We start from the raw sequence: 22,162 nt of genomic DNA, 5'->3' as shown, positions 1-22,162 counted from the left end.
GCCATGCGCTCCATAACTTTTCTCCTGGGGGTATCTTTAGTTACTGGCAGCCTGGGGAACGGGAACGGCGCGTTCCAGGTCTTTCAGGCTTTGCTTGAGGGTTCTTGCTGCTGTGTCGACCACCGCATCGGCACGGGCATACATGGCCTCGCGGCTCGCAAGAATGCGGCGGATGTCGTCCATGGCTTCACTGGTCGCGCCGCGTGTGCTGTCGAAAGGCCGCATGTCGCCCTGTGCCACCACGCGGCTCATGTGTTCTTCGGGGCTGGCCTTGAGCCAGACGCAATAAAAGCGGCTTTGCAGCAGGTCAAAGGTTTCGCGCTCGCTGACAATGCTGCCGCCCGTGGTCATAACCACGCCATCGGCATGGTCCTCCGCAATCCGAAACAGCGCGCGGCGCTCGTAGCGGCGGTAACCGGCCTGCCCGTGCAGCAGCAGGATTTCGTTCATGCTGGTGCCGGCTTCACGCTCGATCTCGCGGTCGAGCTCGATAAAGGGCACGCCGCGCTCGGCTGCCAGGCTCTGGCCCAGCGTGGACTTCCCTGCGCCGCGCAGGCCGATCAGCGCAATCCGCTGCTCGCGTCCGGCGGCGTCATTCAAGCCAAAGGTGCTGCCCAGCAAGGCATACGCCTGGTCCAGTTGCGTGTCGTCCAGCCGGCCCAGCAGTCCCTGAACGCGGGCCAGCGCCGGGCGTGGTGCATCCTGCATCAGGTCAAGAATGGAAATGTTCAGCGCACGCGCGGCGGCTTCCAGCGAGTTGATGGAGACATTGCCCTTGCCACTTTCGACGTCGGCCAGGAAACGCTCGCTAAGCCCGGAATCAGTGGCCAGCGCCTTGCGTGTCATGCCGCGGCGGGCGCGCCAGGCGCGAACCCGCGCGCCCAGTTCGGCGAGGGTGGCTTTGGATTCGGTTTCAGACATGACTTGCATGGAACACCACTTTTTGTGAAAAGTATTTGCGCTGGATCAAGATTGCAGTATACTTCACATGAATTCGTCGTCAAGCAGTTTATTGCATTTTTTCCGGAGACCCTGAATGAAACTCAAAATTCTGGTGGGCACCATGACCAGCACAGCTGACTATGTGGCGCAGGCGATCGAGATGGATTGCGCCGACCTGGTCGCGGATATCGAGGTGCAGCTGATGGACGGCCTGGAAATCACGGTGTTTGACACTGCCGCCGAAGAAGATGCGGTATATCTCATTTGCAGTTCCACTTACGGCCAAGGCGACGTTCCCGACAATGCCCGCTTGCTGTACGACTCGCTGGACAGCCAGCCGAAGTTCCTCGGCCACGTGCGTTACGGCGTGATCGCGCTTGGCGACCGCACCTACCTGCAAACCTTTTGCTTTGGCGGAAAAAAATTCGACGAACGCCTGCAGGGCTTGGGTGCGCAGCGCATCGGCGAGGTCTGGTGCCACGACGCCAGTGCCGGCACCCTGCCGGAAACCGAAGGTGCCGAGTGGTGCCGGCAGTGGCTGGCGCAGGTACTGGCCAGTACCGACAGCACTGAAACAACCACCTGACTTCAAGTCAAACAAGGCTCCAGCCCTTGTCTAACGGGCGCCAGCAGCTATAAAAATGAGAGCACCGGAGACCGACCAAGATGAACCTGAGCCGCGCCGACCACAGCACCACCCCGCCCCGGGTGGACATTCCCCGCGACTACAACGCTGCCCATGACCTGCTGGCACGCAATGCCAGCCGCTCCGGGAAGGTCGCCTTCATCGACGCGGCCAGCGGCGCCAGCCTCACTTATGGCGAGCTCGATGATCAGGCCCACCGCTTTGCCAACGCCCTGCGCGCCCAGGGTTTTGCGCCCGAAAGCCGCGTCCTGCTGGCCATGTTGGACACGCTCGAGTGGCCAGTGGCCTTCCTCGGCTGCATCCTGGCCGGGGTGGTGCCGGTGGCTGCGAACACATTGCTGACAACCAAAGACTTCGACTTCATGCTGCGCGACGCGCGCGCCCAGGGCCTGATCGTCTCCAAAGCCCTGCTGCCGGCGTTCGAGCCGCTGATCGGCCAGATCCCCACATTGCGCACGGTCATCACCGCCGGCGACGATTCAGCATCAAATACGGCTCTAGCCCATATGGTCCGTGGGCAGGAAGCTACCAAAACCATAGCATCGACCTGCGCCGACGATGCTTGTTTCTGGCTGTATTCGAGCGGCTCGACCGGCGCGCCCAAGGGCACGGTGCATCTGCACAGTCATCTGATCCAGACGGCCGAGCTGTATGGCCGCGGCGTGCTGGGCATCCAGGAGTCGGATGTGGTTTATTCCGCCGCCAAGCTGTTTTTTGCCTACGGCCTGGGCAACGGCCTGACCTTCCCGATGAGCGTGGGCGCCACCGCCGTGCTGCTGCCGGCGCGCCCGACACCGGCCGAGGTCTTCGCCATCCTCAAAAAACACCAGCCCACCATCTTCTACGGCGTGCCCACCCTCTACGCGGCCCTGCTGGCCGATCCGGCACGTCCGCAGCAGTCTGAATTAAAGCTGCGTGTCTGCACCAGCGCCGGCGAAGCCCTGCCCGCCGAGATCGGCAAAAAGTGGACGGCCCAGTACGGCTGCGACATCCTCGATGGCATTGGATCGACCGAGATGCTGCATATCTTTCTGAGCAACCGCCCTGGCGAAGTGCGTTATGGCAGTACTGGAAAGGCCGTGCCGGGTTATGCGCTGCGCATCGTTGGCGACGACGGGCGCGACTGCGCCGTTGGCGAAATCGGCGAGTTGCAGATCAGCGGCCCGAGTTCGGCCCTGATGTACTGGAACAACCGCGCCAAGACCAAGGCCACCTTTGCCGGTGAGTGGACCCGCAGCGGCGATAAATACACCGTGGATGCCGACGGTTACTACACCTATAGCGGCCGCAGCGACGACATGCTCAAGGTCGGCGGCATTTATGTCTCGCCTTTCGAGGTCGAGGCCAGCCTCATGACGCACACGGCGGTGCTGGAAGTAGCGGTGATCGGCGTCGCCGACAGCGACGGACTCATCAAACCCAAGGCCTGCGTGGTGCTCAAAAACGGGCAATCGGCCAGTGCCGATGAACTCAAGGCCCATGTCAAGCAACAACTGGCCCCTTACAAGTACCCGCGCTGGATTGAGTTTGTGGCGGAACTGCCCAAAACAGCGACCGGCAAGATCCAGCGCTTCAAGCTGCGCCAGGCGCAACCCTGAATTGCCAGTGGGATGGAGGGTTGGCAAAGAAATTGCTTTATACATAAACAATTTAATCCTCAATCTCGGGTTTTTCACTAGGGTGCTTCACAAGCTGCGCCGTTACCATTGAAAACAGTCCAGCCTTTCCTCTGCAGCCACGTCCCGTTCCAACCAGGAGTTTTCCATGACACGTCTTTCTTCACGCCGCTTGATCCTGAGCCAGAGTGCTGCCGTCATCGGCGCGGCATCGACCGGCCTGTTGCTCCCCCAGGTAGTGCGGGCGCAGTCCGGCAAGGTGCGTGTGGGCTTCATGCTGCCCTACACCGGCACATTTGCGCAACTCGGCGTGGCGATTGAAAATGGTTTTCGCTTGGCCATCGACCAGCAAGGCGGCAAGCTCGGTGGCCGCGAGATCGAGTACTTCAAGGTGGACGACGAGTCCGAGCCGTCCAAGGGCATTGAAAACGCCAGCAAGCTGGTGCAGCGCGACAAGGTCGATGTGCTGGTAGGCACCGTCCACTCCGGCGTGCAGATGGGCATCCAGAAAGTTGCACGCGATTCCGGCGTGCTGAGCCTGATCCCGAACGCTGGCGTGCACGCCGCAACCCGCAGCCTGTGCGCGCCCAATGTCTTCCGCACCTCCTTCAGCAACTCCCAGCCCACTCGCGCACTGGGCCAGGCCATGGTAGCCAAGGGCCACAAGAAAGCCGTCTGGATCACCTGGAAGTACGCAGCCGGTGACGAGGCCTTCGAGGGCTTCAAGGAAAGCTACACCGCCGCCGGCGGCACCATCATCAAGGAGCTGGGCCTACCCTTCCCCAATGTCGAGTTCCAGGCGCTGCTGACCGAAATTGCCGCGCTCAAGCCCGATGCCGTGGCCTGCTTCTTTGCCGGCGGCGGCGCCGCCAAGTTCATCCGCGACTACGCTGCGGCCGGCCTCAAGGGCAAGATCCCTCTGTACGGTTCGGGCTTTCTGACCGAAGGCGTGCTCGACGCGGCTGGCCCTGCGGCCGATGGCATCATCACCACCATGCACTACAGCGATTCGCTGGACACGCCGCGCAACAAGGCTTTCCGCACTGCTTATGCCAGCCGCTTCAAGATGCAGCCCGACGTGTACGCGGTGCAGGGTTACGACACCGGCCTGCTGCTGGTCCAGGGCGCCAACGCGGTCAAGGGCGACCTGAACAGCAAACCGGCGCTGTACAAGGCGATGGAATCCGCCGTGATCGACAGCCCGCGCGGCAAGTGGACCATGAGCCCATCGCACAACCCGATTCAGGACATCTACCTGCGCCAGGTCGAAAACAAGGAAAACAAGGTGATCGGCGTGGCCGCCAAAGCGCTGGCCGACTCGGGCGCCGGCTGCAAGATGGGTTGAATATGGCCCCCACGATTGCTCACTGCGTGTAGCGCCCCGCGCCCCCAAAGGAGCCGCTGAGCCAGCGGACCGGCCAAGCCGGTTCCGCGCCCCCGGTTTGGTTCAAGAGTCCAGGGGTTGCGCGCGGCGCGAGCTTGCTGTCCTGCTGTAATGCTATCTTCATCCTCATGACGCTCACCACCTATTTTCTCTACCTCGCAGCGGTCGCCCTGCTCATCCTTACGCCGGGCCCTACCATGCTGATGTGCATGACCAATGCGCTCAACCATGGACCGCGCAAGGCCATGACCTCCGTGGCGGGAAGCGTGGGCGCGGTGTTGTGTGTCATGCTGCTTTCGGCCCTGGGCCTTGGCGCGCTGCTGGCGGCCTCTGAAACCGCCTTTACAACGGCAAAGGTTATTGGCGCGGCGTACTTGATCTGGCTGGGCATTCGGACCTTTCGCAGTGAAGCGGCCGTGTTTGATACCCATGCGAAAGAGGCGCCCTCGCAGCGCCGCTCGTTTTTCCTGCGCGGCTTCCTGGTCGGTGCCAGCAATCCCAAGGCTGTGCTGTTTTTTGCCGCCTTTTTCCCGCAGTTCCTGAATCCTGCTGCGCCCTTTGTGCCGCAGTTCGCCATACTCGCCCTCACCTTCATGGCGTTCGAGTTCGCGGTGCTGAGCGCCTGCGCGCTGGGGGTCTCGCGCATTGCGCCCATGTTGCGCTCCAACCGGGCCGTGCGCTGGTTCAACCGCGTCTCGGGCGGGCTGTTCACGCTGATGGGCAGCCTGCTCCTTCTGACACGTCGCCACACATGAGCTTATGGATTTAGCCAACTTTCTCATCCAGCTGCTCAACAGCGTGCAGTACGGCTTGCTGCTATTCATGCTGGCTGCCGGTCTGACCCTGATCTTCGGCATCATGGGTGTGGTTAACCTTGCGCACGGCAGCTTCTACATGCTGGGCGCCTACCTCGCCTGGTCCCTCAGTGCGCAGTTCGGCAGCCTGACGCTGGCGATTTTTGGCGGCGCGGTGTTGTCTGCCGTCTTCGGCCTCGCCCTTGAATGGCTGCTGTTTCGCCACTTTTATCACCGCGACCATCTCGATCAGGTGCTGCTGACCTTTGGGCTGATCTACATCTTTGAGGAAGTGCGCTCCATCCTCTGGGGCGACGACGTGCATGGCGTTCCGATTCCGGAGCTACTGAGCGCATCGATTCCGCTGACCGACAACCTGTCCTACCCGGTGTATCGCCTGTTCATGTCAGCTGTCTGTATTGCGCTGGCGGCGGCGCTCTACCTGTTGATCTCGAAGACCCGCTTGGGCATGAAGATACGTGCCGGCGCCTTCAATCGCGACATGGCGGGCGCGCTGGGCATCAACATCAAGCTCATCCACGCCGTTGTGTTTGCGCTCGGTGTGACGCTGGCTGCGGTGGCCGGCATGATTGCCGCACCGGTCGCCAGCGTTTATCCCAACATGGGCTCGCAGGTGCTGATCATGTGTTTTGTGGTCGTGGTGATCGGCGGCATCGGCTCGGTGCGCGGCGCCATGATTGCTGCGCTGCTGGTCGGCCTGGTCGACACCTTCGGCAAGGTGCTGCTGCCCTCGGTGGCCGGCATGCTGGTTTACATGCTGATGGCGGCAGTACTTCTCTGGAAGCCTGAAGGCTTGTTCAAGCAATGACTACCTGGCCCCCACGCTCGTCACTTCGTGTACTTCGCTGCCCCCCGAGGGGGCCGCTGCGCCTGCGGACTGGCAAAGCCAGATCCGCGGCCCCGGCTGGAAGGGACCTGTCTTTGGCCTGTTCGCTTTTCCGGGTGGTTGCGTGACGAAGTCAAATCTTGAATTGCTGCCGCGCGGCGTGCAGGTGGCACTGGCACTGGGCCTGATCGCCCTCGTCGCCTTCCCTTTTACCGGCACCGACTTCTACCTGCAGATGGTCACCCGCATGATGATCATGGCGATTTTTGCCATGAGCCTCGATTTGCTACAGGGCGTCACCGGCCTGGTGTCGCTGGGCCACGCGGCCTACTTCGGCCTGGCAGGGTATGCGCTGGCCTTCTTGATGCCGCAGGGCGAGGCGGTCAGCCTGTGGTGGACGCTGCCGCTGGCAGTGCTGGCGTCAGGACTGGGCGCTTTGGTCATCGGTTTTTTCGTGGTCCGCACGCATGGCATCTACTTCATCATGGTGACCATGGCGTTTGCGCAGATGATCTTCTTCCTGTTCTTCGACAACAAGGCGCTGGGCGGTTCGGACGGCCTGTATATCAACTTCAAGCCCGATGTGGCGCTGTTCGGCTGGGTGCCGGCCGTCTGGTGGGACCTGGAGAACAAGCGCACGCTCTACTACTTCACGCTGGCCGTGCTGCTGGCGGTCTACGCCTTTTTGCGTCGCCTGCTGTGGAGCCCTTTCGGCCGAACGCTGGCCGGCATCCGTGTCAACGAACATCGCATGCGTGCCATGGGTTTTGGCACCTTCCGATACAAACTCACCGCATTCACGCTGGCTGGCGCGCTGGCGGGCCTGGCGGGCTACCTGTGGGGCACCCAGACAGGCTACATCAACCCGGAGCTCATGGGTTTTCACATGAGCGCACACGCGATCATGATGGTCATCCTGGGTGGCATGGGCAACTTTGCCGGCGCCATCGTCGGCGCTTTTGCGTTTGAGTACCTGCTGCATGTGTTCAAGGACCTGCCGCGCATCGGCAGCGTCAACCTTGGCAAACACTGGCAGCTCTGGATGGGCCTGTTCATCGTGTTGCTGGTAACCTTCGCGCCGCGTGGCATCCTGGGTCTGGTCGAGCGCTTCGGCAAATCACGGAAAGCCGGCGATGAGTGAAATCCTGCTCTCGGCCAGCAAGCTCACCAAGCGTTTCGGCGGCCTGGCGGCGGTTAATGATGTCTCTTTGGACCTGCTGCGCAACCACATCCATGCGGTGATCGGCCCCAACGGCGCCGGCAAGTCCACGCTGACCAACCTGCTGTCCGGTGACTTGCCGCCGACCTCGGGTTCGGTGCAACTGGGTGGCCAGAATGTGACCGGGTGGACCCCCGAAAAAATTTCGCGCCAGGGCCTGGGCCGCAGCTACCAGAAGACCAACATCTTCCTGCCCTTTACGGTGTGGGAAAACGTGCGCCTTGCTGCCCAGTCGCGCCAAGCGCATGCCGCGCGCTGGCTCACGCGTGCTACCAGTTTTGTAGCACTTAATGACCGTACGACAAGGGCTATCGAGCTTTCCGGCCTTGAAAATCGAAAATCCGCCATCGCCGGCACCATCAGCCACGGCGAGCAGCGCCAGCTTGAAATCGCGATGACGCTGGCGACCGAACCGCAGGTGTTGTTGCTCGATGAACCCCTGGCGGGCATGGGGGTGGCTGAAGCCGAGCGCATGGTCGCCCTGCTGCTGAGCCTGAAAAAGGAGCACGGCATCCTTCTGGTCGAGCACGACATGGACGCCGTTTTCACACTGGCTGACCGCCTGACCGTGATGGTCGATGGCAAGGTCATTGCCTCGGGCACACCTGCCGACATTCGCACCGACGCCGGCGTGCAGTCGGCCTATTTAGGTGAGGAACACTGATGGCTGATCTTCTCCTCGATGCCAAGGGCATCCACACCTACTACGGTGCCAGCCACATCCTGCGCGGCATCGACCTCTCGGTCGCGCGCGGCGAAACCATTGGTCTGATGGGTCGCAACGGCATGGGCAAAAGCACGCTGCTCAAAAGCATCATGGGCCTGGTCAAGCCGCGCTCGGGCAGCATCGACATCATGGGCAAGCCGATGATGGGCCGCGCGCCTTATGAAATATCCCAGCTCGGCATCGCCTATGTGCCCGAGGGGCGCGGCATCTTCGGCAACCTCAGCGTGGCCGAAAACCTCAAGATGGCGGCCCGGGCCGGCACCCGTGGGCAACGCGACTGGACTTTCGAACGCGTGCTGGAAACCTTCCCCCGACTGAAAGAGCGCCTGGGCCATGGCGGCCAGCAGCTCAGCGGCGGCGAGCAGCAAATGCTCACCATAGGCCGCGCGCTGATGACCAGCCCCGACGTGCTGATCCTCGACGAGGCGACCGAAGGTCTGGCGCCGCTGATCGCGCGCGAGATCTGGCGAATCTGCGGCGTGATCCGGGAGACCGGCATCAGCAGCGTGATCGTCGACAAGAACTGGAAGCACGTCACGCAGATCACCGACCGCAACATCATCCTCGTCAAAGGTGAGGTGGTTTTCCAGGGCAGCTCCGCAGAACTGCACTCCCGGCCCGAACTACTGACGCAATACCTGGGTGTTTGAGTCTTTTCCCGGCCCAAGTCCCCCGGGAATGACCTGACGACAAGCAGTCGCCCGCGTGGCATCATGGCTTCATCCTGGGCATCCCTGCCCATCCTTCCCGGTGCCGGCCCGCTCGGCAACCGTGTTGAATTGAAAGGTCGGATGCATGCGTTGGCCCTGGCAAGTGGATGCATCCATCCCGCCGACCATCCGGATCCCGGGTTCCCGACCAGCCTCGGCACGCCGGCAGGTGGCCTGGATGGCGGGCCTTCTGGTTCTCGCCTCCGCGATTGCCGTTGCCATCGCCCTTTTCTATCTCCGGGGCGAAGCCCTGCGATCCGGTGAAAAACTCGTCGGATCGCTGGCACAGGTCATCGAAGAACAAACCAGCCGCACCTTCCAGACCGTGGATCAGCGGCTGCAACTGGTGCGCGCCAGCCTGCAGGTCATGCAGCGCCAGGGCAAGCCCGATCCCGACGTGGTGCGGACCATGTTGCAGGAGCAGCTCAGCGAGTTGCCCTTTGTCCGCGCGATCTGGGTGCTTGACACCGAGGGGCGCATTGTTTTCGATTCCGACACTGGCAACATCGGCGTCAAGCTGGACGACCGCGAATACTTCCAGATCTATCAGCAACGCCCCACCGCCGGCTTCCAAATCAGCGCACCGGTGCGCAGCCGCACCACCGGCACCTGGCTGATCAGCGCCTCGCGTCCGCTGCGCGGCGCGGACGGGGCGCTGGCCGGCGTGATCGTCGCCGCCATCGAGCCACCCTACTTTGAACGGCTCTGGCGTGCCATAGACCTGGGGCCCGGCAGCGCGATCGCACTGCTTCGTGATGATGGCACCTTGATGATGCGCAGTCCGATGGACGATGCAGCCATGGGCAAGACCTTCCCCAATATCCCGCTGTTTGCCGAACTCAGAAAGTCGCCCCACGGCAGCTACGAAACCACGAGCGCCTTCGATGGTCAGGTACGTATGGTCGCTTATCGCCGCCTCAGCAACTACCCGGAGATGACGATCACCGTCGGTGCGCAGCCCAGCAGTGTCATGGCAGGCTGGACCCGCTTCGCCACCCTGGTCGGCGTGCTCTGGCTGGTGGGAGCAGCCGGCGTGGGGGTCATGGGCACCTTGCTGTACCGGCAATCCCGCAAGAGAGAACAGACCGAACTGCGCTTTGCTGAGCTGGCCCAGGCCATGCCGCATATCGTTTTCATCACCGACGCCGCCGGCCACATGGCCTTTATCAACGACCAGTGGACCCACGTCACCGGGCAGCCGGTGCAGGCGGCAAGGGACAGCGGCTGGTTCACGCGCCTGCATCCCGATGACCTCGAAAGAACCGCTGACGACTACCGCTTTGCCATTGAATCCGGTCAACCCATGCACAACGAGCACCGCCTGCTGTACGGGGACGGCAGCTACCGCTGGCAACTGGCGCGGGTGATTCCCAACCGCGATGCGCGGGGCCTTCTGGTGTCCTGGTACGGCACTTCCACCGACATCGACGACCTCAAGCAGGCTGAGGCCGGCATGAAAGTCCAGGGCAATCTGCTGAGCATGGCCGGCCAGCTGTCCCACATGGGCGGCTGGGCGCTGGAGCTGCCTGGCAACCGCTTTCTGTGGTCTGACGAAGCTTCGTTTGTGCTGGAGTTGCCACCAGGAAGCGCGCCCACACTGGACACCGCGATTGCGCTGTGCGCGCCGCAGTCGCAGGCGCTGGCCATCCGCGTGACCCAGGCGTGCATTGAAGAGGGCACGCCCTTCGACGTAGAGATCGAAATGGTGACGGGCACAGGCCGGCATATCTGGGTGCGCTCCATGGGCCAGGCCGTGTATGCCAAGGGGAAAATTGTGCGCATGCAGGGCGCACTGCAGGACGTCACCGCACGGGTGGTGGCAGAGCAGGAGGCACAGGCCCAGCTCGAAACCCTGCAGCGCGTCGCCGAAGCCACCCAGGCCATCACCCGGCACCACAGCCTGGAGGCGCTGATGCAGGAGGTGGTTGAGCAAGCGCGCATGATCGTGGGCGCGCATCAGGCGATCCTCAGTTTGACGCAAGGCCGCGACTGGACGCAGTCCATCAGAGCGCTGTCGCTGTCTGACAAATATGCGGCCTGGCGCCACCTGGTGGAGCAGTCCGACGGCAGCGGCATTTATGCCGTGGTCTGCGAGACCAACCGGCCATTGCGCCTGACCCAGGCGGAACTGGAAGCCCATCCGCGCTGGCGCGGTTTTGGGGCCTATGCCGACAAGCGCCCGGCCATGCGCGGCTGGCTTGCGGTGCCGCCCACCGGCCGCGACGGTACCAACATCGGGGTGCTGCAACTGTCAGACAAACTCGAGGGCGAGTTCACGCAGCGGGACGAATACATTGCCACCGAGTTGGCGGAGCTGGCACAGATCGCCGTCGACAACGTCCGTTTGCTGGGGCAGGTACAGGAACTCAACAGCGGGCTCGAGGAAAAAATCCAGCAGCGCACCCGCGCGCTGTCTCGCCAGGAGGCTCTGTTTCGCGCGCTGGCGGAGCAGGCACCGCATCCGATTTGGACCATCGATACGCATGGAAACGCCACCTTCATCAGCCGTGCATGGTACGAGCTTTTTGGCGGCGCGCCGCCCGACTGGCACGACATGGCCTGGCTGGACCTTGTGCACCCGGAGGACTTGATTAGTATGAATAAACTCTGGCGCGCCGCACGCCAGAGCTGCGCGCCTTACAGCGGGACCCGGCGCCTGCGCGCCAAAGACGGCAGCTACCGCGGCATGTCCTTCCGCGTATCGCCCGTGCTCAATGACGCCAACGAGGTTCTGTTCTGGGTCGGCATCGACGTTGACATGACGGAAATCAATGCCATTGAATCAGCCTTGCGCATCTCCAACTCCGAGCTCGAGGCTTTCTCGTATTCGGTATCGCATGACCTGCGTTCACCACTGAACACGGTGGACGGATTCAGCCGTCTGCTGGCCAAAGAGCTGGGCAGCGCTCAAAGCACCCGGGTCACCCATTACCTGTCGCGCATACAGGCAGGCGTGACGCAGATGGGCCAGCTGATTGAAGGCCTGTTGTCACTGGCGCATGTGGCGCGACAGGCGCTGAATCTTGCGCCCGTTGACCTGAGCCTGATCGCCCGGGAGGTGCTGGACAGTTTGCGTGCGAATTCCCCCGCCCGCCAGGCCGATGTCAGCGTCGCCCCGGGTCTGCGGGTGCAGGGCGACACGCGTCTGTTGCGCTCGGTCATGGAGAACCTGCTTGGCAATGCCTGGAAGTTCAGCGAGCGGCGCGAACGGGCCGTCATCGAGGTCGGATGGTCCGCTGAACAACAGGCCTTTTTTGTGCGCGACAACGGCGCCGGCTTCGACATGGCTTATGCGGACAAGCTGTTTGGCACCTTCCAGCGCTTGCACGGTGTCAGCGAGTTCGCCGGCACCGGCATCGGTCTGGCCACTGTTGCCCGGGTGATCGCGCGCCATGGCGGGCGCATCTGGGCGGAAGCCGCTCCCGACCAGGGTGCAACTTTTTTCTTTACTCTGCCCGGCTCGGCTAGCTAGGTCTTACTCAGAGCAAGGGCTGCGGATCGCCGACTGCAATGTGATGCTGGTCAAGGGTGTGCTGGTGTTCGAGGGTAGCTCTGACGCGCTGCATGCCAATCCTGAACTGCTGTAGCGGTATCTGGGTGTCTGACTTCAAGGTTTGTCTTGCCGTCAGGGTCAGCCCGGATAGCTCCGTGTGTTTTTTGCGCGCACCATCGCCCGGTGCTCTGCGGAAATAAGTACACGCCATTCCCAGACATGTTTCATTGAACACTCAAACAGGAGACCCACCCTCATGAATAAATCTAGCAAATCATGGCTCGCCCTGGCGCTTGCGGCTGCTGGCTTGCTGTCCGCAGCCCCCGCCATGGCTGGTAAAACACTGGATGGCATCAAGTCACGCGGGCAAGTGGTGTGTGGTGTGCACACCGGTTTGGCGGGGTTTTCAGCCGCCGACTCCAGTGGCAAATGGACCGGACTGGACGTTGATGTCTGTCGTGCCGTGGCCGCTGCCGTGCTCTCGGACCCCGAAAAAGTGAAATACGTGCCGTTGACGGCGCAGCAGCGTTTTACCGCGCTGCAGTCCGGCGAGATCGACGTGCTCTCCCGCAACACCACCTTGACCCTCACCCGCGATGCCTCGCTGGGCCTGCACAGCACCGTGGTGACCTATTACGACGGCCAGGGTTTCATCGTTCCCAAAAAGAGCAACATCAAGAACCCCAAGCAGTTCAAGAACCAGACCGTGTGTGTGCAGTCGGGCACCACCACCGAGAAGAACCTGACCGATTACTCCAAGACGAACAACCTGAACATCAAGCCCGTGGTGTTCGAGAAAGAAGAAGCGGCAACCGCTGCCTACTTTGCAGGTCGCTGCATCTCCTACACCACCGATGCGTCCGGCCTGGCCTCCATCCGCAACAAGGTCGCCACCAAGCCCGACGACCATGTCATTCTCTCCGAGCTGGTCTCCAAAGAGCCACTGGGGCCCATGGTGCGCCGCGGTGATGACGAATGGTTCGCCATCGTCAAATGGGTGATCTATGGGCTGATCGAGGCCGAAGAGTACGACATCACCCAGGCCAACGTTGACCAGCTCAAAAACACCAGCCAGGACCCGGTAGTCAAGCGCATCCTGGGCACCGGCGAAGACACCGGCAAGCTGCTGGGCCTGGACAAGGACTGGATGGGTCGGGCGATCAAGGCTACGGGCAACTACGGCGAGATTTTCGAGCGCAACGTCGGACCGAAGTCGGCACTGGGCCTGCCGCGCGGCATCAACAACCAATGGAACAAGGGCGGCTTGATGTACGCCTATCCGCTGCGCTGATACGCTGATGCCATGAGGCGGTTTTCTTGATGGCGTTGCCGGTCGCCTGCAGCTTTGCAGGACCGGCGACGCTTTTTTCCAAGTCTTGATTACCGCTAACCAGTCTTCCAAGGCACGCCGCCGACCGTGTCATCCATCTGATTTACCCAACACGCCTATCCACGTTGCGATGTCACTGAAGAGCCCCCCAAAAAAGAGCAACTGGTCCTGGCGAAGTAAGGCTTTCAGGGGCTTGGTTTACCAGGTCATCGCCGCTGCCGTGATTGGCCTGATGGTCTGGTTTTTAGCCTCCAATACCCTTTACAACATGCGGGTGCGCGGCATTCAGAGCGGCTTCGATTTTTTAAGCCAGCCGGCCGGTTTTTCGATAGGCGAGAGTCTTTTTCCCTTTGATTCGGCCGAGTCTTACTGGCGCGCCTTTGGGGTCGGTTTGAGCAACACCCTGCGGGTCGCTGTTGCGGGCATTATTTTCTCGACCATTCTGGGCACACTGCTGGGCGTCGGCCGTTTCTCCCGCAACGCCCTGGTGCGCGGCCTGTGCTCGGCTTACGTCGAGTGCTTTCGCAATATCCCGGTGCTGCTCCAGTTGCTGATGTGGTACCTGGTGATGACCGAGGTGTTGCCGCCGATCCAGGATGCCTGGAAAGTCGGCCCCTTCTTTTTAAGCAAAGGCGGGGTGAATTTTCCGATTCCGGTTTGGGAGGCCGGCCAAGCCTGGGCTGCCGTCGGTCTGATCGCTGGTGTCGTGTTCGCCTGGACTTATCGCCTGTGGGCTCTCAAGCGATTTGAAGCCACCGGCATTGCCAAAAGCATGTTCTGGGTTCCTGTGGGCCTCGTCGTGGCGACAGGCCTGCTGGGCTGGTTGCTGGGTGGCGCGCCGACCGTGATGAACATGCCGGTCAAAGGCGAATTCTCCGTTGAAGAGGGTGGCGCCCTCACCCCGGAATTTCTGGCGATTTTGCTGGGTCTGACGGTTTACACCGCTGCTTTCGTTGCCGAGGTCGTGCGTTCGGGCATTGCCTCGGTTCCCGCGGGCCAAGGCGAAGCCGCCGCCGCGCTGGGACTGGACCGCAATCTGGAGATCCGGCTGGTGATGCTGCCCCAGGCCTTGCGTGTGATCATTCCGCCGTTGACCAACCAGTATTTGAACCTGACCAAAAACTCTTCCCTGGCGGTGGCGATTGGCTACCCCGATATTGTCTCGATTGCCAACACCGCGATGAACCAGACCGGGCGCGCCGTGGAATGTATTGCCATTCTGATGGCTGTCTACCTGAGCATTTCGCTGCTCACCTCGGTGCTGATGAATTGGTACAACGCGCGCGTGGCCATCAAGGAACGCTGATCAGGAAATTTATCTCATGAGCGCCCCCACCTTTCAACCGATTCCCCCGCGTCCGCCCCCCGTGAATACAGAGGGCTTGCTGGCCTGGCTGCGCAGCAACCTGTTTGCTGATTGGAAAACCGCCAGTTCAACCATCATCCTGGGCGGCCTCTTGCTGTGGTTTGTGCCGCAGTTTCTCAACTGGGCCCTGTTCAGCGCGGTCTGGGCGCCTGACCTCAAGGCTTGCCGCGCTGCCGAAGGCTTCGGTGCTTGTTGGGGCGTAGTGGCGGAAAAATACCGGCTCATTATTTTTGGCCGCTACCCGTTCGAGCAGCAGTGGCGCCCGTTGGTGGCCACGCTGCTGATGCTGGTCATGCTGGTAGCCAGCTGCATGCGCCCGTTCTGGAAGCCTTGGCTGGCCGGACTGTGGGCGGTAGTGCTGGTGGTGTTTTTTGTCCTGATGTATGGCGACACGCTGGGCCTGGCCAAAGTGGAGACCGACCGATGGGGCGGCCTGCCGCTGACCATCCTGTTGTCAACCCTGTCGATCGTCATGGCGTTTCCGATTGCGTTGGTGGTAGCTCTTGGTCGGCGCTCCAATCTGCCGGCGATCCGGGTTTTTTGCACCATTTATGTGGAGCTGATTCGCGGCGTGCCGCTGATCTCGGTGTTGTTCATGGCCTCGTTCATGTTCCCGCTGTTCATGCCACAGGGCTTGACCATCGACGTGCTGATTCGTGTGCTGGTGGGCATCACTTTGTTTGCCGCCGCCTACCTCGCAGAAGTCATACGCGGCGGCCTGCAGGCCATTCCCAAGGGCCAGATGGAGGCAGCGGCCACATTGGGCCTGTCGTACTGGCAAACCCAGCGCAAGATCGTGCTGCCGCAGGCCCTGGCCATGGTGGTGCCCAGCATCGTCAACAGTTTTATCTCCATCTTCAAAGACACGTCGCTAGTAAGCATCGTGAGCTTGTACGACCTCACCGGCGCGCTGGACATGGCTATCAACGCGGACGCTGACTGGAAACCGTACAAGCTGCAAGGCTACCTCTTCATTGCGCTGATTTATTTTGTCTTCTGCTTCTCGATGTCGCGTTACAGCCAATGGGTCGAGAAACAGGTCACTGTCAGCAAGCTGCGCTAGCCGTCTTCAAACGTCTGCCAACCCCAACCGCCCTTCCCATGTCTGAACCCATCATTACCTTTGACAAAGTCAACAAGTGGTACGGCAACAACTTCCATGTGTTGCGCGATATCGACCTGCAAGTGGCGCGCGGCGAGCGCATCGTGATTTGCGGTCCGTCGGGCTCCGGCAAATCCACGCTCATACGCTGCATCAACCGACTCGAAGAGCATCAGCAAGGCCGTCTGGTGGTGGACGGCGTTGAACTGGCGGACGACGTCAAGGCGATTGACGAAGTGCGCAAGAAAGTGGGCATGGTGTTCCAGCAATTCAACCTGTTTCCACACCTGACCGTGCTGGAAAATCTCACGCTCTCGCCGATGTGGGTGGGCAAGCTGCCCAAAAAAGAAGCCGAAGAAAAGGCCATGCAGCAGCTGGAGCGCGTGCGCATTGCCGAGCAGGCCGGCAAGTACCCGCTGCAGCTTTCGGGGGGGCAGCAGCAGCGCGTGGCGATTGCGCGCGCGCTGTGCCTGACGCCCAAGATCATGTTGTTTGACGAGCCCACCTCGGCTCTTGACCCCGAGATGATCAAAGAGGTGCTCGATGTGATGATCGAATTGGCCGAACAGGGCATCACCATGGTGTGCGTGACACACGAAATGGGTTTTGCCAAAGCGGTTGCCAATTGCGTGATCTTCATGGACCAGGGCCAGATCGTCGAGCGAAACAATCCGCACGACTTTTTCAACAACCCGCAAAATGAGCGCAGCCGGGACTTCCTCTCCAAAATCCTGGGGCACTGACCCGCTTACAGTAGCTGACGCAGTTCCCGCGCTGCATCTAGCAGCAAAGGCAGAAAATCTCTCTGCATCGTCTGCACCGACACGCGCTGCGGTGAAGCCACGACGTTGAGCGAGGCGACTGTTTCCCCTTGCATGTTGCGCAGAGGCACCGCCAGGGCATGCACACCCAACTCATGTTCTTCACCGGCCAGACAACAATCATCTGCGCGAACCTGATCGACCAACGCGCGAAATTGTTTAAGGTCAGTCGTGGTGTGTGTGGTCAGTCGCGCCAGCGCCCGGCCCTTGAGCCACTGCGTTAATTCCGTTTTTGTTTTCCCCGCCAGCAAAACGCGCCCGGTAGAGGTGGCGTGAGCAGGCAGCCTTGCACCCAGATGCAAACCGTAAGCCAACACCCGCGCTGCGTTGTCTGCCCCACTTTTCCATTCGTAGCCACTGCGCCCGACAATCACGATTTCATCCCCATCGAGGACCGCCGCTGAAAACGACTCCTGAGTCTGGGCAGCGAGCCGGTTCAAGGTCGGCTGGACGGCGCGCGGCAAGCGGGCCGAGGCCAGGTAGCTGCCCGAAAACCGCAACACCTTCGCTGCGAGCCAGAAGTACCCCCCATCGGTTTCCAGATAACCCAGGTGCGCCAAGGTGAGCAAATGGCGCCGCGCCGCAGCCCGCGTGATGCCGGCACGCTCTGCTGCCAGCGTTGCATTGAGTCGCTGGCGCTGAAAGTCAAAACTCTCCAGCACGGCCATGCCTTTGGCCATGCCTTCTATCAGGTCGGCCTTCGCAATCGGCCGCTTGCCCAGCAGTTCGCCTGCGGTCCGGCTGGGCGGGGTGGAAACAGTGCTCATTGCGCGATCATCGCACAAGCTTCCCGTTGATCGTGCAAAGGGGCCATCCGGCCCGTCGCAGCGTATGGTCAGGGCAGTGCGCTCCATCTACGCTAGCGGATTGACCGACAAGTGGAGACAAACATGCGTACCCAGGTAGCCATCATCGGTGCAGGCCCCTCCGGCCTGCTGCTCGGCCAGTTGCTGCACAAGGCCGGTATAGACGCCGTAATCATTGAACGCCAGAGCGGCGACTACGTGCTCGGCCGGATTCGCGCCGGCGTGCTGGAACAGGTCACCACAGACCTGCTGGACGAGGTGGGTGTCGGCCAGCGCATGCACAAGGAGGGCATGGTGCACGGCGGCTTCGACATGTTGTTCAAGGGCGAGCGCCACCGCATTGACATGAATCGCCTGACCGGCGGCAAAAACGTCATGGTCTACGGCCAGACCGAAGTTACCCGCGACCTGATGGATGCGCGTCAGGCGGCAGGCCTGGTCACCATCTACGAAGCCGGCAACGTGTCCGTGCACGACTTCAACACGAAGAGGCCGCGTGTGACTTACGAAAAAGACGGCCAGACGCATGAGATCGAATGCGAATTCATCGCCGGCTGCGACGGTTTTCATGGGGTGTGCCGCGCCAGCGTACCTGAGGGCGCCATCACCGAGTACGAAAAGGTCTACCCCTTCGGCTGGCTGGGCGTGCTCGCTGAAACCCCGCCGGTGCACCATGAACTCATTTACGTCAACAGCACACGCGGCTTTGCGCTGTGCTCGCAGCGCAGCAGCACGCGCAGCCGTTATTACCTGCAAGTGCCCCTGACCGACAAGGTCGAAGCCTGGTCGGACGATGCCTTCTGGAACGAGCTGCGCCTGCGGCTGGACGCGGGTGGCCGCGAGAAATTGGTCACCGGCCCGTCCATCGAGAAAAGCATCGCCCCGCTGCGCAGTTTTGTTGCCGAGCCCATGCGTTTTGGCCGCATGTTCCTGGCCGGGGATGCCGCGCACATCGTTCCGCCCACCGGCGCCAAAGGACTGAACCTCGCCGCCAGCGACGTGAAATACCTGTCTGGCGCATTGATCGAGTTCTACGCCGACAAGAGCGAAGCAGGCATCGACAGCTACTCCGGGCGCTGCCTGCGCCGCATCTGGCGGGCTGAGCGTTTTTCGTGGTGGTTCACCAGCCTGATGCATCACTTCCCCGAAAACGGCCCCATCGGCCAGAAGCTGCAGGATGCCGAGCTTGACTACATCGTCAATTCGGAAGCCGGGGCGCGCTCCGTCGCCGAAAACTACGTCGGCCTGCCTCTCGATTTCGGCGATTGAGGAGGGCGCGGGCTCAACGCTGGATATCGCCCTCGCCCTGATAGACCAGCAAATCCCCTGGCTGGCAGTCGAGAAACTCGCAGATCTTCATCAGGGTGTCGAAACGCACGCCCTTGACCTTGCCCTGCTTGAGCAGCGACAGGTTCGCTTCGGTGATGCCGACGTAGGCCGCAAGATCCTTGGACCTGGCCTTGCGTTCCGACAGCATCACATCGAGTTTGACAACGATGGACACGAGAGAGCTGACTGACTGGCTAAACGAACTGCGCGTTTTCTTCGGCCAGCGCCACGGCACGCGACATCACGGCGGCAATCTGCCAGACCATGCCGGCGAACAGCAGTGTGATCAACTCGTTGCTGCCCAGGCCCACGGCCAGTGCGCGCTGCCCGGCAGGCGCACCCAGGGTCAGCACCAAGCTGATGGCCATGGCCACAAAAAAGCCCGCGACCACCGATGCAAAAAAACCGGCGGCAAAACCGCGCAGGTAACGCACTGTGCGCAGGCTCAAATATTCGCCCTGCGAAAACCCCGAAAAGCAGCGCATGGCGCAGACCAGGCCGTAAGACGCGCAGCACACCGGCAACAGCCCCAAGCCCACCGCCAGCACGCGCTGCCACATCTCTACATTCAGCATCGCGACCTGCACCGCCGACAGGCTGACGCCGGCGCGCAGCAGCAAACCCTCGGTCGGCGTGGTCATCAGCTGGTACATCACGGCCAGCGGCAACGCCACGGCCAGCAGGGCACAGGCCAAGGCAAAAGCACTGTTCAGGCGCTGCACTTCCGGCCCCGACAGCGTGGCGGCAGTCAATGTGGATTTCATGGGGTACCCCCTGAGTTAAGGGGGCCAGTATGCCGCATAATTTCTGCAAAACAATAATTAGTTACTGTAAAACATAAATTAGTTTCTGATTTCACCTTAGCGCAGTGCCAAACCTGGCGGCACAACGGCGCCGGCGAGTCTGGTAAGGTCAGCCTCGAAACGGCGTAGCGCCCCCGCCCGCCGAACGCAGGAGACTTCCCCCATGCCATCCACTCCCCCCTCTTTCCAGCCGCTGCAGGGCACGCGTATCCTGAGCCTGGCGCTCAATCTGCCCGGCCCGGCCGCGCTGATGCGTTGCCGGCAGATGGGCGCCACCTGCGTCAAGCTGGAGCCGCCCGCCGGCGATCCCATGGGCCTGTACAACAAGCCGGCCTATGCGCAGCTGCATGAGGGCGTGAAGGTGCTGACTGCCGACCTGAAAAGCGAAGCCGGCCAGAAGATGCTGCACCGCGAGCTTGAAAAGACCGATGTACTGCTCACCTCGTTTCGCCCCTCGGCCATCGAGAAACTCGACCTCGGCTGGAAGAAAATCCACTCGCTTTACCCGGCGCTCTCGCATGTCGCCATCGTCGGTGCGCCCGGCGCTCTGGGCGAAGAGCCCGGCCACGATCTCACCTACATGGCCCACAACGACCTGCTTACCGGGATGGACCTGCCACCCACGCTGTATGCCGACATGAGCGGCTCGCTGATGGCCAGCGAGGCAGTGCTGCAGGCCGCGTTGCGCCAGCGTGAACCCTATGCAGGCACTGGCGAGCCGCATCCGCAGGGCGTGTTTCTGGAAGTCGCGCTGTCCGAAGCGGCGAGTTACCTCGGTCTGCCGCGCCAATGGGGCCTGACGCAGCCCACCGGTTCAGTCGGTGGCGCGCATGCCGGCTACCGCGTCTACGCCTGCAAGGACGGGCGTGCGGCAGTGGCTGCGCTGGAGCCACACTTTGCAGCAGCCCTGTGCGAAGCCGCCGGCGTGCAGATGAAGGACATGACCACCATGTTCGCTTCTGCGACCCATCAAGCGGTGGCCGCCTTCATGCTGACTCAGACCCGTGAGCAACTCGACAAGCTGGCGCAAGAGAAAGACATTCCGCTGCACACGCTATCGAATCAATAGCTGCTTGCGCCCGTCGGATAAGGGCTAGAAGCCGATTTGGCTTCAAAACTTTCGCGCGGATCCTTTGAAGCGCTCCGTTCGAACAGACGCCTCAATCCGCGCATGCTGAACTAAGATATCAGGCATGACCCGAGTCGTAGGCACACAAAACCGCAGCGAATTCATTCTGGACCCCGTGGAGGCCTGGCATCGCGGCCGGGCGCTGGACCAGATGCTTGCCGCCGCGCGCATACCTGTGCCGCGTGGTGTGCTGCGGGCGCCCCACCGTGTGTTCAACGAAATCGATGACGCACGGCAGTTGGCGCAGGCACGGCTCTTGAACAGCCCGTTGGTCAACACTCCCCCAGTCCAGCCATGAACCCCGACGACCTGCTCGACCTGTTGCGCCGCTTTCATGCCGAAGGCGTGACTACCTTCTGGTCGGCGGGCATGCGGTTCGCCTCAACGGCTTCAACCGCAGCACGGAAGATATCGACATCCTCCTGCCCTCCTCACTCGAGAATGGCAGGCGCGTGATCAAGGCACTCGCCTTCCTGCCATCCAGCAAAGAGCTTGACGTTCAGTGGTTTGCGCCCCCCGCAGACGAGCCGGAAAATATCCGCGTCGCCGACGCGGTGCTGATCGATCTGCTCTTCGCCGCCAACGGGCAGACCTATGAAAGCCTGCAGGACCATGTTCGAACGCTGGTGATCGATGGCGTGTCCATTCGGACACTGGATATTGAAGGCTTGCTCAAAACCAAGACCGACTACCGCGACAAGGACCGTATCGACCGGGAAGCACTGACGCGCCTCAAACAGCAGCTTTGAATCGGTTGCTATATTTTTAATAGCTGCCTGTGCCCGTCCTGTAAGGACTGGATGCCGATTTGGCTTCAATCTTTCGCCTCAAGCAGCTCCCTTGCAGTCTGAGGCTCATCCTCATTGCTGTGCAATCAACTGTCATAACATTGAATAATGACTCTCTCCAATATGCCGGAATTTTCTGAAATCGCGCACAGCGGTGGCACGATTACATTCAACTTTGAAACGGATGAATCGCCCCGGGTTTCATGGAGGCTGTTTGGTTTAAGTCATGCCTCCACCGTGGAGGCTTGACTGGCGAGTTGCCGGTAGTAGTTTGCCTCAGCTTCTGCCGGAGGTATATATCCGATAGGGC

The 22,162-nt window shown here is 61.5% G+C and carries 22 protein-coding genes; 18 read left to right on the top strand and 4 right to left on the bottom strand.

The annotated features are described in order from the left end of the window. Positions 1-36 precede the first annotated feature (36 nt). On the bottom strand, positions 37-921 hold the full coding sequence (locus H0W47_RS04915) for a helix-turn-helix transcriptional regulator (protein WP_296921450.1): 885 nt from the start codon (positions 919-921) through the stop codon (positions 37-39). A gap of 115 nt (positions 922-1,036) precedes the next feature. On the opposite strand from H0W47_RS04915, the gene H0W47_RS04910 reads away from it, so the two are divergent. The 13 genes from H0W47_RS04910 (at position 1,037) to H0W47_RS04850 (ending at position 16,919) form a co-directional block, all read left to right on the top strand. Next, complete coding sequence (locus H0W47_RS04910; protein WP_296921448.1) at positions 1,037-1,528, top strand: flavodoxin domain-containing protein; 492 nt, start codon at positions 1,037-1,039, stop codon at positions 1,526-1,528. 80 nt (positions 1,529-1,608) lie between these two features. Next, positions 1,609-3,186 carry a benzoate-CoA ligase family protein gene (locus H0W47_RS04905; protein ID WP_296921446.1) on the top strand — a complete coding sequence of 526 codons (1,578 nt, stop codon included), beginning with the start codon at positions 1,609-1,611 and terminating at the stop codon, positions 3,184-3,186. Positions 3,187-3,352: 166 nt separating this feature from the next. Next, a complete protein-coding gene (locus H0W47_RS04900) occupies positions 3,353-4,549 on the top strand; it encodes an ABC transporter substrate-binding protein (RefSeq protein WP_296921443.1) in 1,197 nt (398 codons plus the stop codon). 167 nt (positions 4,550-4,716) lie between these two features. Then, complete coding sequence (locus H0W47_RS04895; RefSeq protein WP_296921441.1) at positions 4,717-5,343, top strand: LysE family translocator; 627 nt, start codon at positions 4,717-4,719, stop codon at positions 5,341-5,343. Between the two features lie 4 nt (positions 5,344-5,347). Further along, positions 5,348-6,211: a branched-chain amino acid ABC transporter permease gene (locus H0W47_RS04890; protein WP_296921439.1), complete on the top strand. Its 864-nt coding sequence runs from the start codon at positions 5,348-5,350 to the stop codon at positions 6,209-6,211. Positions 6,212-6,353: 142 nt separating this feature from the next. Continuing rightward, a complete protein-coding gene (locus H0W47_RS04885; RefSeq protein WP_296921436.1) occupies positions 6,354-7,370 on the top strand; it encodes a branched-chain amino acid ABC transporter permease in 1,017 nt (338 codons plus the stop codon). Then, positions 7,363-8,112, top strand: coding sequence for an ABC transporter ATP-binding protein (locus H0W47_RS04880; protein ID WP_296921434.1), 750 nt, complete (start codon positions 7,363-7,365; stop codon positions 8,110-8,112). Before H0W47_RS04885 ends, H0W47_RS04880 begins: the two co-directional genes overlap by 8 nt. Then, the gene (locus H0W47_RS04875) at positions 8,112-8,825 is read left to right on the top strand and encodes an ABC transporter ATP-binding protein (RefSeq protein WP_296921431.1); all 714 of its coding nucleotides are present in this window, start codon (positions 8,112-8,114) and stop codon (positions 8,823-8,825) included. Before H0W47_RS04880 ends, H0W47_RS04875 begins: the two co-directional genes overlap by 1 nt. A gap of 145 nt (positions 8,826-8,970) precedes the next feature. Next, positions 8,971-12,357 (top strand): PAS domain-containing protein, encoded by a 3,387-nt coding sequence (locus H0W47_RS04870; protein WP_296921429.1) that lies wholly within the window; start codon positions 8,971-8,973, stop codon positions 12,355-12,357. A gap of 277 nt (positions 12,358-12,634) precedes the next feature. Beyond that, positions 12,635-13,669 (top strand): amino acid ABC transporter substrate-binding protein, encoded by a 1,035-nt coding sequence (locus tag H0W47_RS04865; protein WP_296921426.1) that lies wholly within the window; start codon positions 12,635-12,637, stop codon positions 13,667-13,669. 169 nt (positions 13,670-13,838) lie between these two features. Further along, positions 13,839-15,014 (top strand): ABC transporter permease subunit, encoded by a 1,176-nt coding sequence (locus H0W47_RS04860; protein ID WP_296921424.1) that lies wholly within the window; start codon positions 13,839-13,841, stop codon positions 15,012-15,014. A gap of 16 nt (positions 15,015-15,030) precedes the next feature. Next, the gene (locus H0W47_RS04855) at positions 15,031-16,137 is read left to right on the top strand and encodes an amino acid ABC transporter permease (protein WP_296921422.1); all 1,107 of its coding nucleotides are present in this window, start codon (positions 15,031-15,033) and stop codon (positions 16,135-16,137) included. 38 nt (positions 16,138-16,175) lie between these two features. After that, the gene (locus H0W47_RS04850) at positions 16,176-16,919 is read left to right on the top strand and encodes an amino acid ABC transporter ATP-binding protein (RefSeq protein ID WP_296921419.1); all 744 of its coding nucleotides are present in this window, start codon (positions 16,176-16,178) and stop codon (positions 16,917-16,919) included. A gap of 5 nt (positions 16,920-16,924) precedes the next feature. On the opposite strand, the gene H0W47_RS04845 is transcribed toward H0W47_RS04850, so the two are convergent. Then, a complete protein-coding gene (locus H0W47_RS04845) occupies positions 16,925-17,764 on the bottom strand; it encodes an IclR family transcriptional regulator C-terminal domain-containing protein (RefSeq protein ID WP_296921417.1) in 840 nt (279 codons plus the stop codon). Between the two features lie 123 nt (positions 17,765-17,887). On the opposite strand from H0W47_RS04845, the gene pobA reads away from it, so the two are divergent. Further along, positions 17,888-19,072, top strand: coding sequence for a 4-hydroxybenzoate 3-monooxygenase (pobA, locus tag H0W47_RS04840; protein ID WP_296921415.1), 1,185 nt, complete (start codon positions 17,888-17,890; stop codon positions 19,070-19,072). Between the two features lie 13 nt (positions 19,073-19,085). Here the strand turns inward: pobA and H0W47_RS04835 are convergent, their stop codons facing one another. Then, on the bottom strand, positions 19,086-19,307 hold the full coding sequence (locus H0W47_RS04835) for a helix-turn-helix transcriptional regulator (protein ID WP_296921414.1): 222 nt from the start codon (positions 19,305-19,307) through the stop codon (positions 19,086-19,088). A 19-nt stretch (positions 19,308-19,326) separates the two neighbouring features. Next, on the bottom strand, positions 19,327-19,896 hold the full coding sequence (locus H0W47_RS04830) for a DUF2975 domain-containing protein (RefSeq protein WP_296921412.1): 570 nt from the start codon (positions 19,894-19,896) through the stop codon (positions 19,327-19,329). 202 nt (positions 19,897-20,098) lie between these two features. Between H0W47_RS04830 and H0W47_RS04825 the strand changes: the two genes are divergently transcribed. The 4 genes from H0W47_RS04825 to H0W47_RS04810 all read left to right on the top strand — a co-directional run bounded on the left by H0W47_RS04825 (position 20,099) and on the right by H0W47_RS04810 (position 22,101). Continuing rightward, entirely contained in the window at positions 20,099-21,004 is a 906-nt protein-coding gene (locus H0W47_RS04825; protein ID WP_296921410.1) for a CoA transferase, read from the top strand. A gap of 124 nt (positions 21,005-21,128) precedes the next feature. Then, positions 21,129-21,362: a hypothetical protein gene (locus H0W47_RS04820; RefSeq protein WP_296921408.1), complete on the top strand. Its 234-nt coding sequence runs from the start codon at positions 21,129-21,131 to the stop codon at positions 21,360-21,362. Between the two features lie 154 nt (positions 21,363-21,516). After that, positions 21,517-21,813, top strand: coding sequence for a hypothetical protein (locus H0W47_RS04815; RefSeq protein ID WP_296921406.1), 297 nt, complete (start codon positions 21,517-21,519; stop codon positions 21,811-21,813). 147 nt (positions 21,814-21,960) lie between these two features. After that, positions 21,961-22,101, top strand: a complete 141-nt coding sequence (locus H0W47_RS04810; protein ID WP_296921404.1) for a hypothetical protein — start codon at positions 21,961-21,963, stop codon at positions 22,099-22,101. Positions 22,102-22,162: the final 61 nt, after the last annotated feature.

The sequence above is a fragment of the Polaromonas sp. genome, from assembly GCF_013817205.1.
Classification (GTDB): Bacteria; Pseudomonadota; Gammaproteobacteria; order Burkholderiales; family Burkholderiaceae_C; genus Polaromonas.
The sequence above is the reverse complement of the archived record's forward strand: the minus strand, read 5'-3'. Positions and strand labels throughout refer to the sequence as shown.

Coding starts and splice junctions, on each gene's coding strand:
- H0W47_RS04820 (WP_296921408.1), top strand. CDS start 21,129: ATGACCCGAGTCGTAGGCACACAAAACCGCAGCGAATTCATTCTGGAC.
- H0W47_RS04900 (WP_296921443.1), top strand. CDS start 3,353: ATGACACGTCTTTCTTCACGCCGCTTGATCCTGAGCCAGAGTGCTGCC.
- H0W47_RS04870 (WP_296921429.1), top strand. CDS start 8,971: ATGCGTTGGCCCTGGCAAGTGGATGCATCCATCCCGCCGACCATCCGG.
- H0W47_RS04880 (WP_296921434.1), top strand. CDS start 7,363: ATGAGTGAAATCCTGCTCTCGGCCAGCAAGCTCACCAAGCGTTTCGGC.
- H0W47_RS04830 (WP_296921412.1), bottom strand. CDS start 19,896: ATGAAATCCACATTGACTGCCGCCACGCTGTCGGGGCCGGAAGTGCAG.
- H0W47_RS04865 (WP_296921426.1), top strand. CDS start 12,635: ATGAATAAATCTAGCAAATCATGGCTCGCCCTGGCGCTTGCGGCTGCT.
- H0W47_RS04875 (WP_296921431.1), top strand. CDS start 8,112: ATGGCTGATCTTCTCCTCGATGCCAAGGGCATCCACACCTACTACGGT.
- H0W47_RS04855 (WP_296921422.1), top strand. CDS start 15,031: ATGAGCGCCCCCACCTTTCAACCGATTCCCCCGCGTCCGCCCCCCGTG.
- H0W47_RS04890 (WP_296921439.1), top strand. CDS start 5,348: ATGGATTTAGCCAACTTTCTCATCCAGCTGCTCAACAGCGTGCAGTAC.
- H0W47_RS04845 (WP_296921417.1), bottom strand. CDS start 17,764: ATGAGCACTGTTTCCACCCCGCCCAGCCGGACCGCAGGCGAACTGCTG.
- pobA (WP_296921415.1), top strand. CDS start 17,888: ATGCGTACCCAGGTAGCCATCATCGGTGCAGGCCCCTCCGGCCTGCTG.
- H0W47_RS04860 (WP_296921424.1), top strand. CDS start 13,839: ATGTCACTGAAGAGCCCCCCAAAAAAGAGCAACTGGTCCTGGCGAAGT.
- H0W47_RS04825 (WP_296921410.1), top strand. CDS start 20,099: ATGCCATCCACTCCCCCCTCTTTCCAGCCGCTGCAGGGCACGCGTATC.
- H0W47_RS04850 (WP_296921419.1), top strand. CDS start 16,176: ATGTCTGAACCCATCATTACCTTTGACAAAGTCAACAAGTGGTACGGC.
- H0W47_RS04895 (WP_296921441.1), top strand. CDS start 4,717: ATGACGCTCACCACCTATTTTCTCTACCTCGCAGCGGTCGCCCTGCTC.
- H0W47_RS04910 (WP_296921448.1), top strand. CDS start 1,037: ATGAAACTCAAAATTCTGGTGGGCACCATGACCAGCACAGCTGACTAT.
- H0W47_RS04810 (WP_296921404.1), top strand. CDS start 21,961: ATGACTCTCTCCAATATGCCGGAATTTTCTGAAATCGCGCACAGCGGT.
- H0W47_RS04905 (WP_296921446.1), top strand. CDS start 1,609: ATGAACCTGAGCCGCGCCGACCACAGCACCACCCCGCCCCGGGTGGAC.
- H0W47_RS04915 (WP_296921450.1), bottom strand. CDS start 921: ATGTCTGAAACCGAATCCAAAGCCACCCTCGCCGAACTGGGCGCGCGG.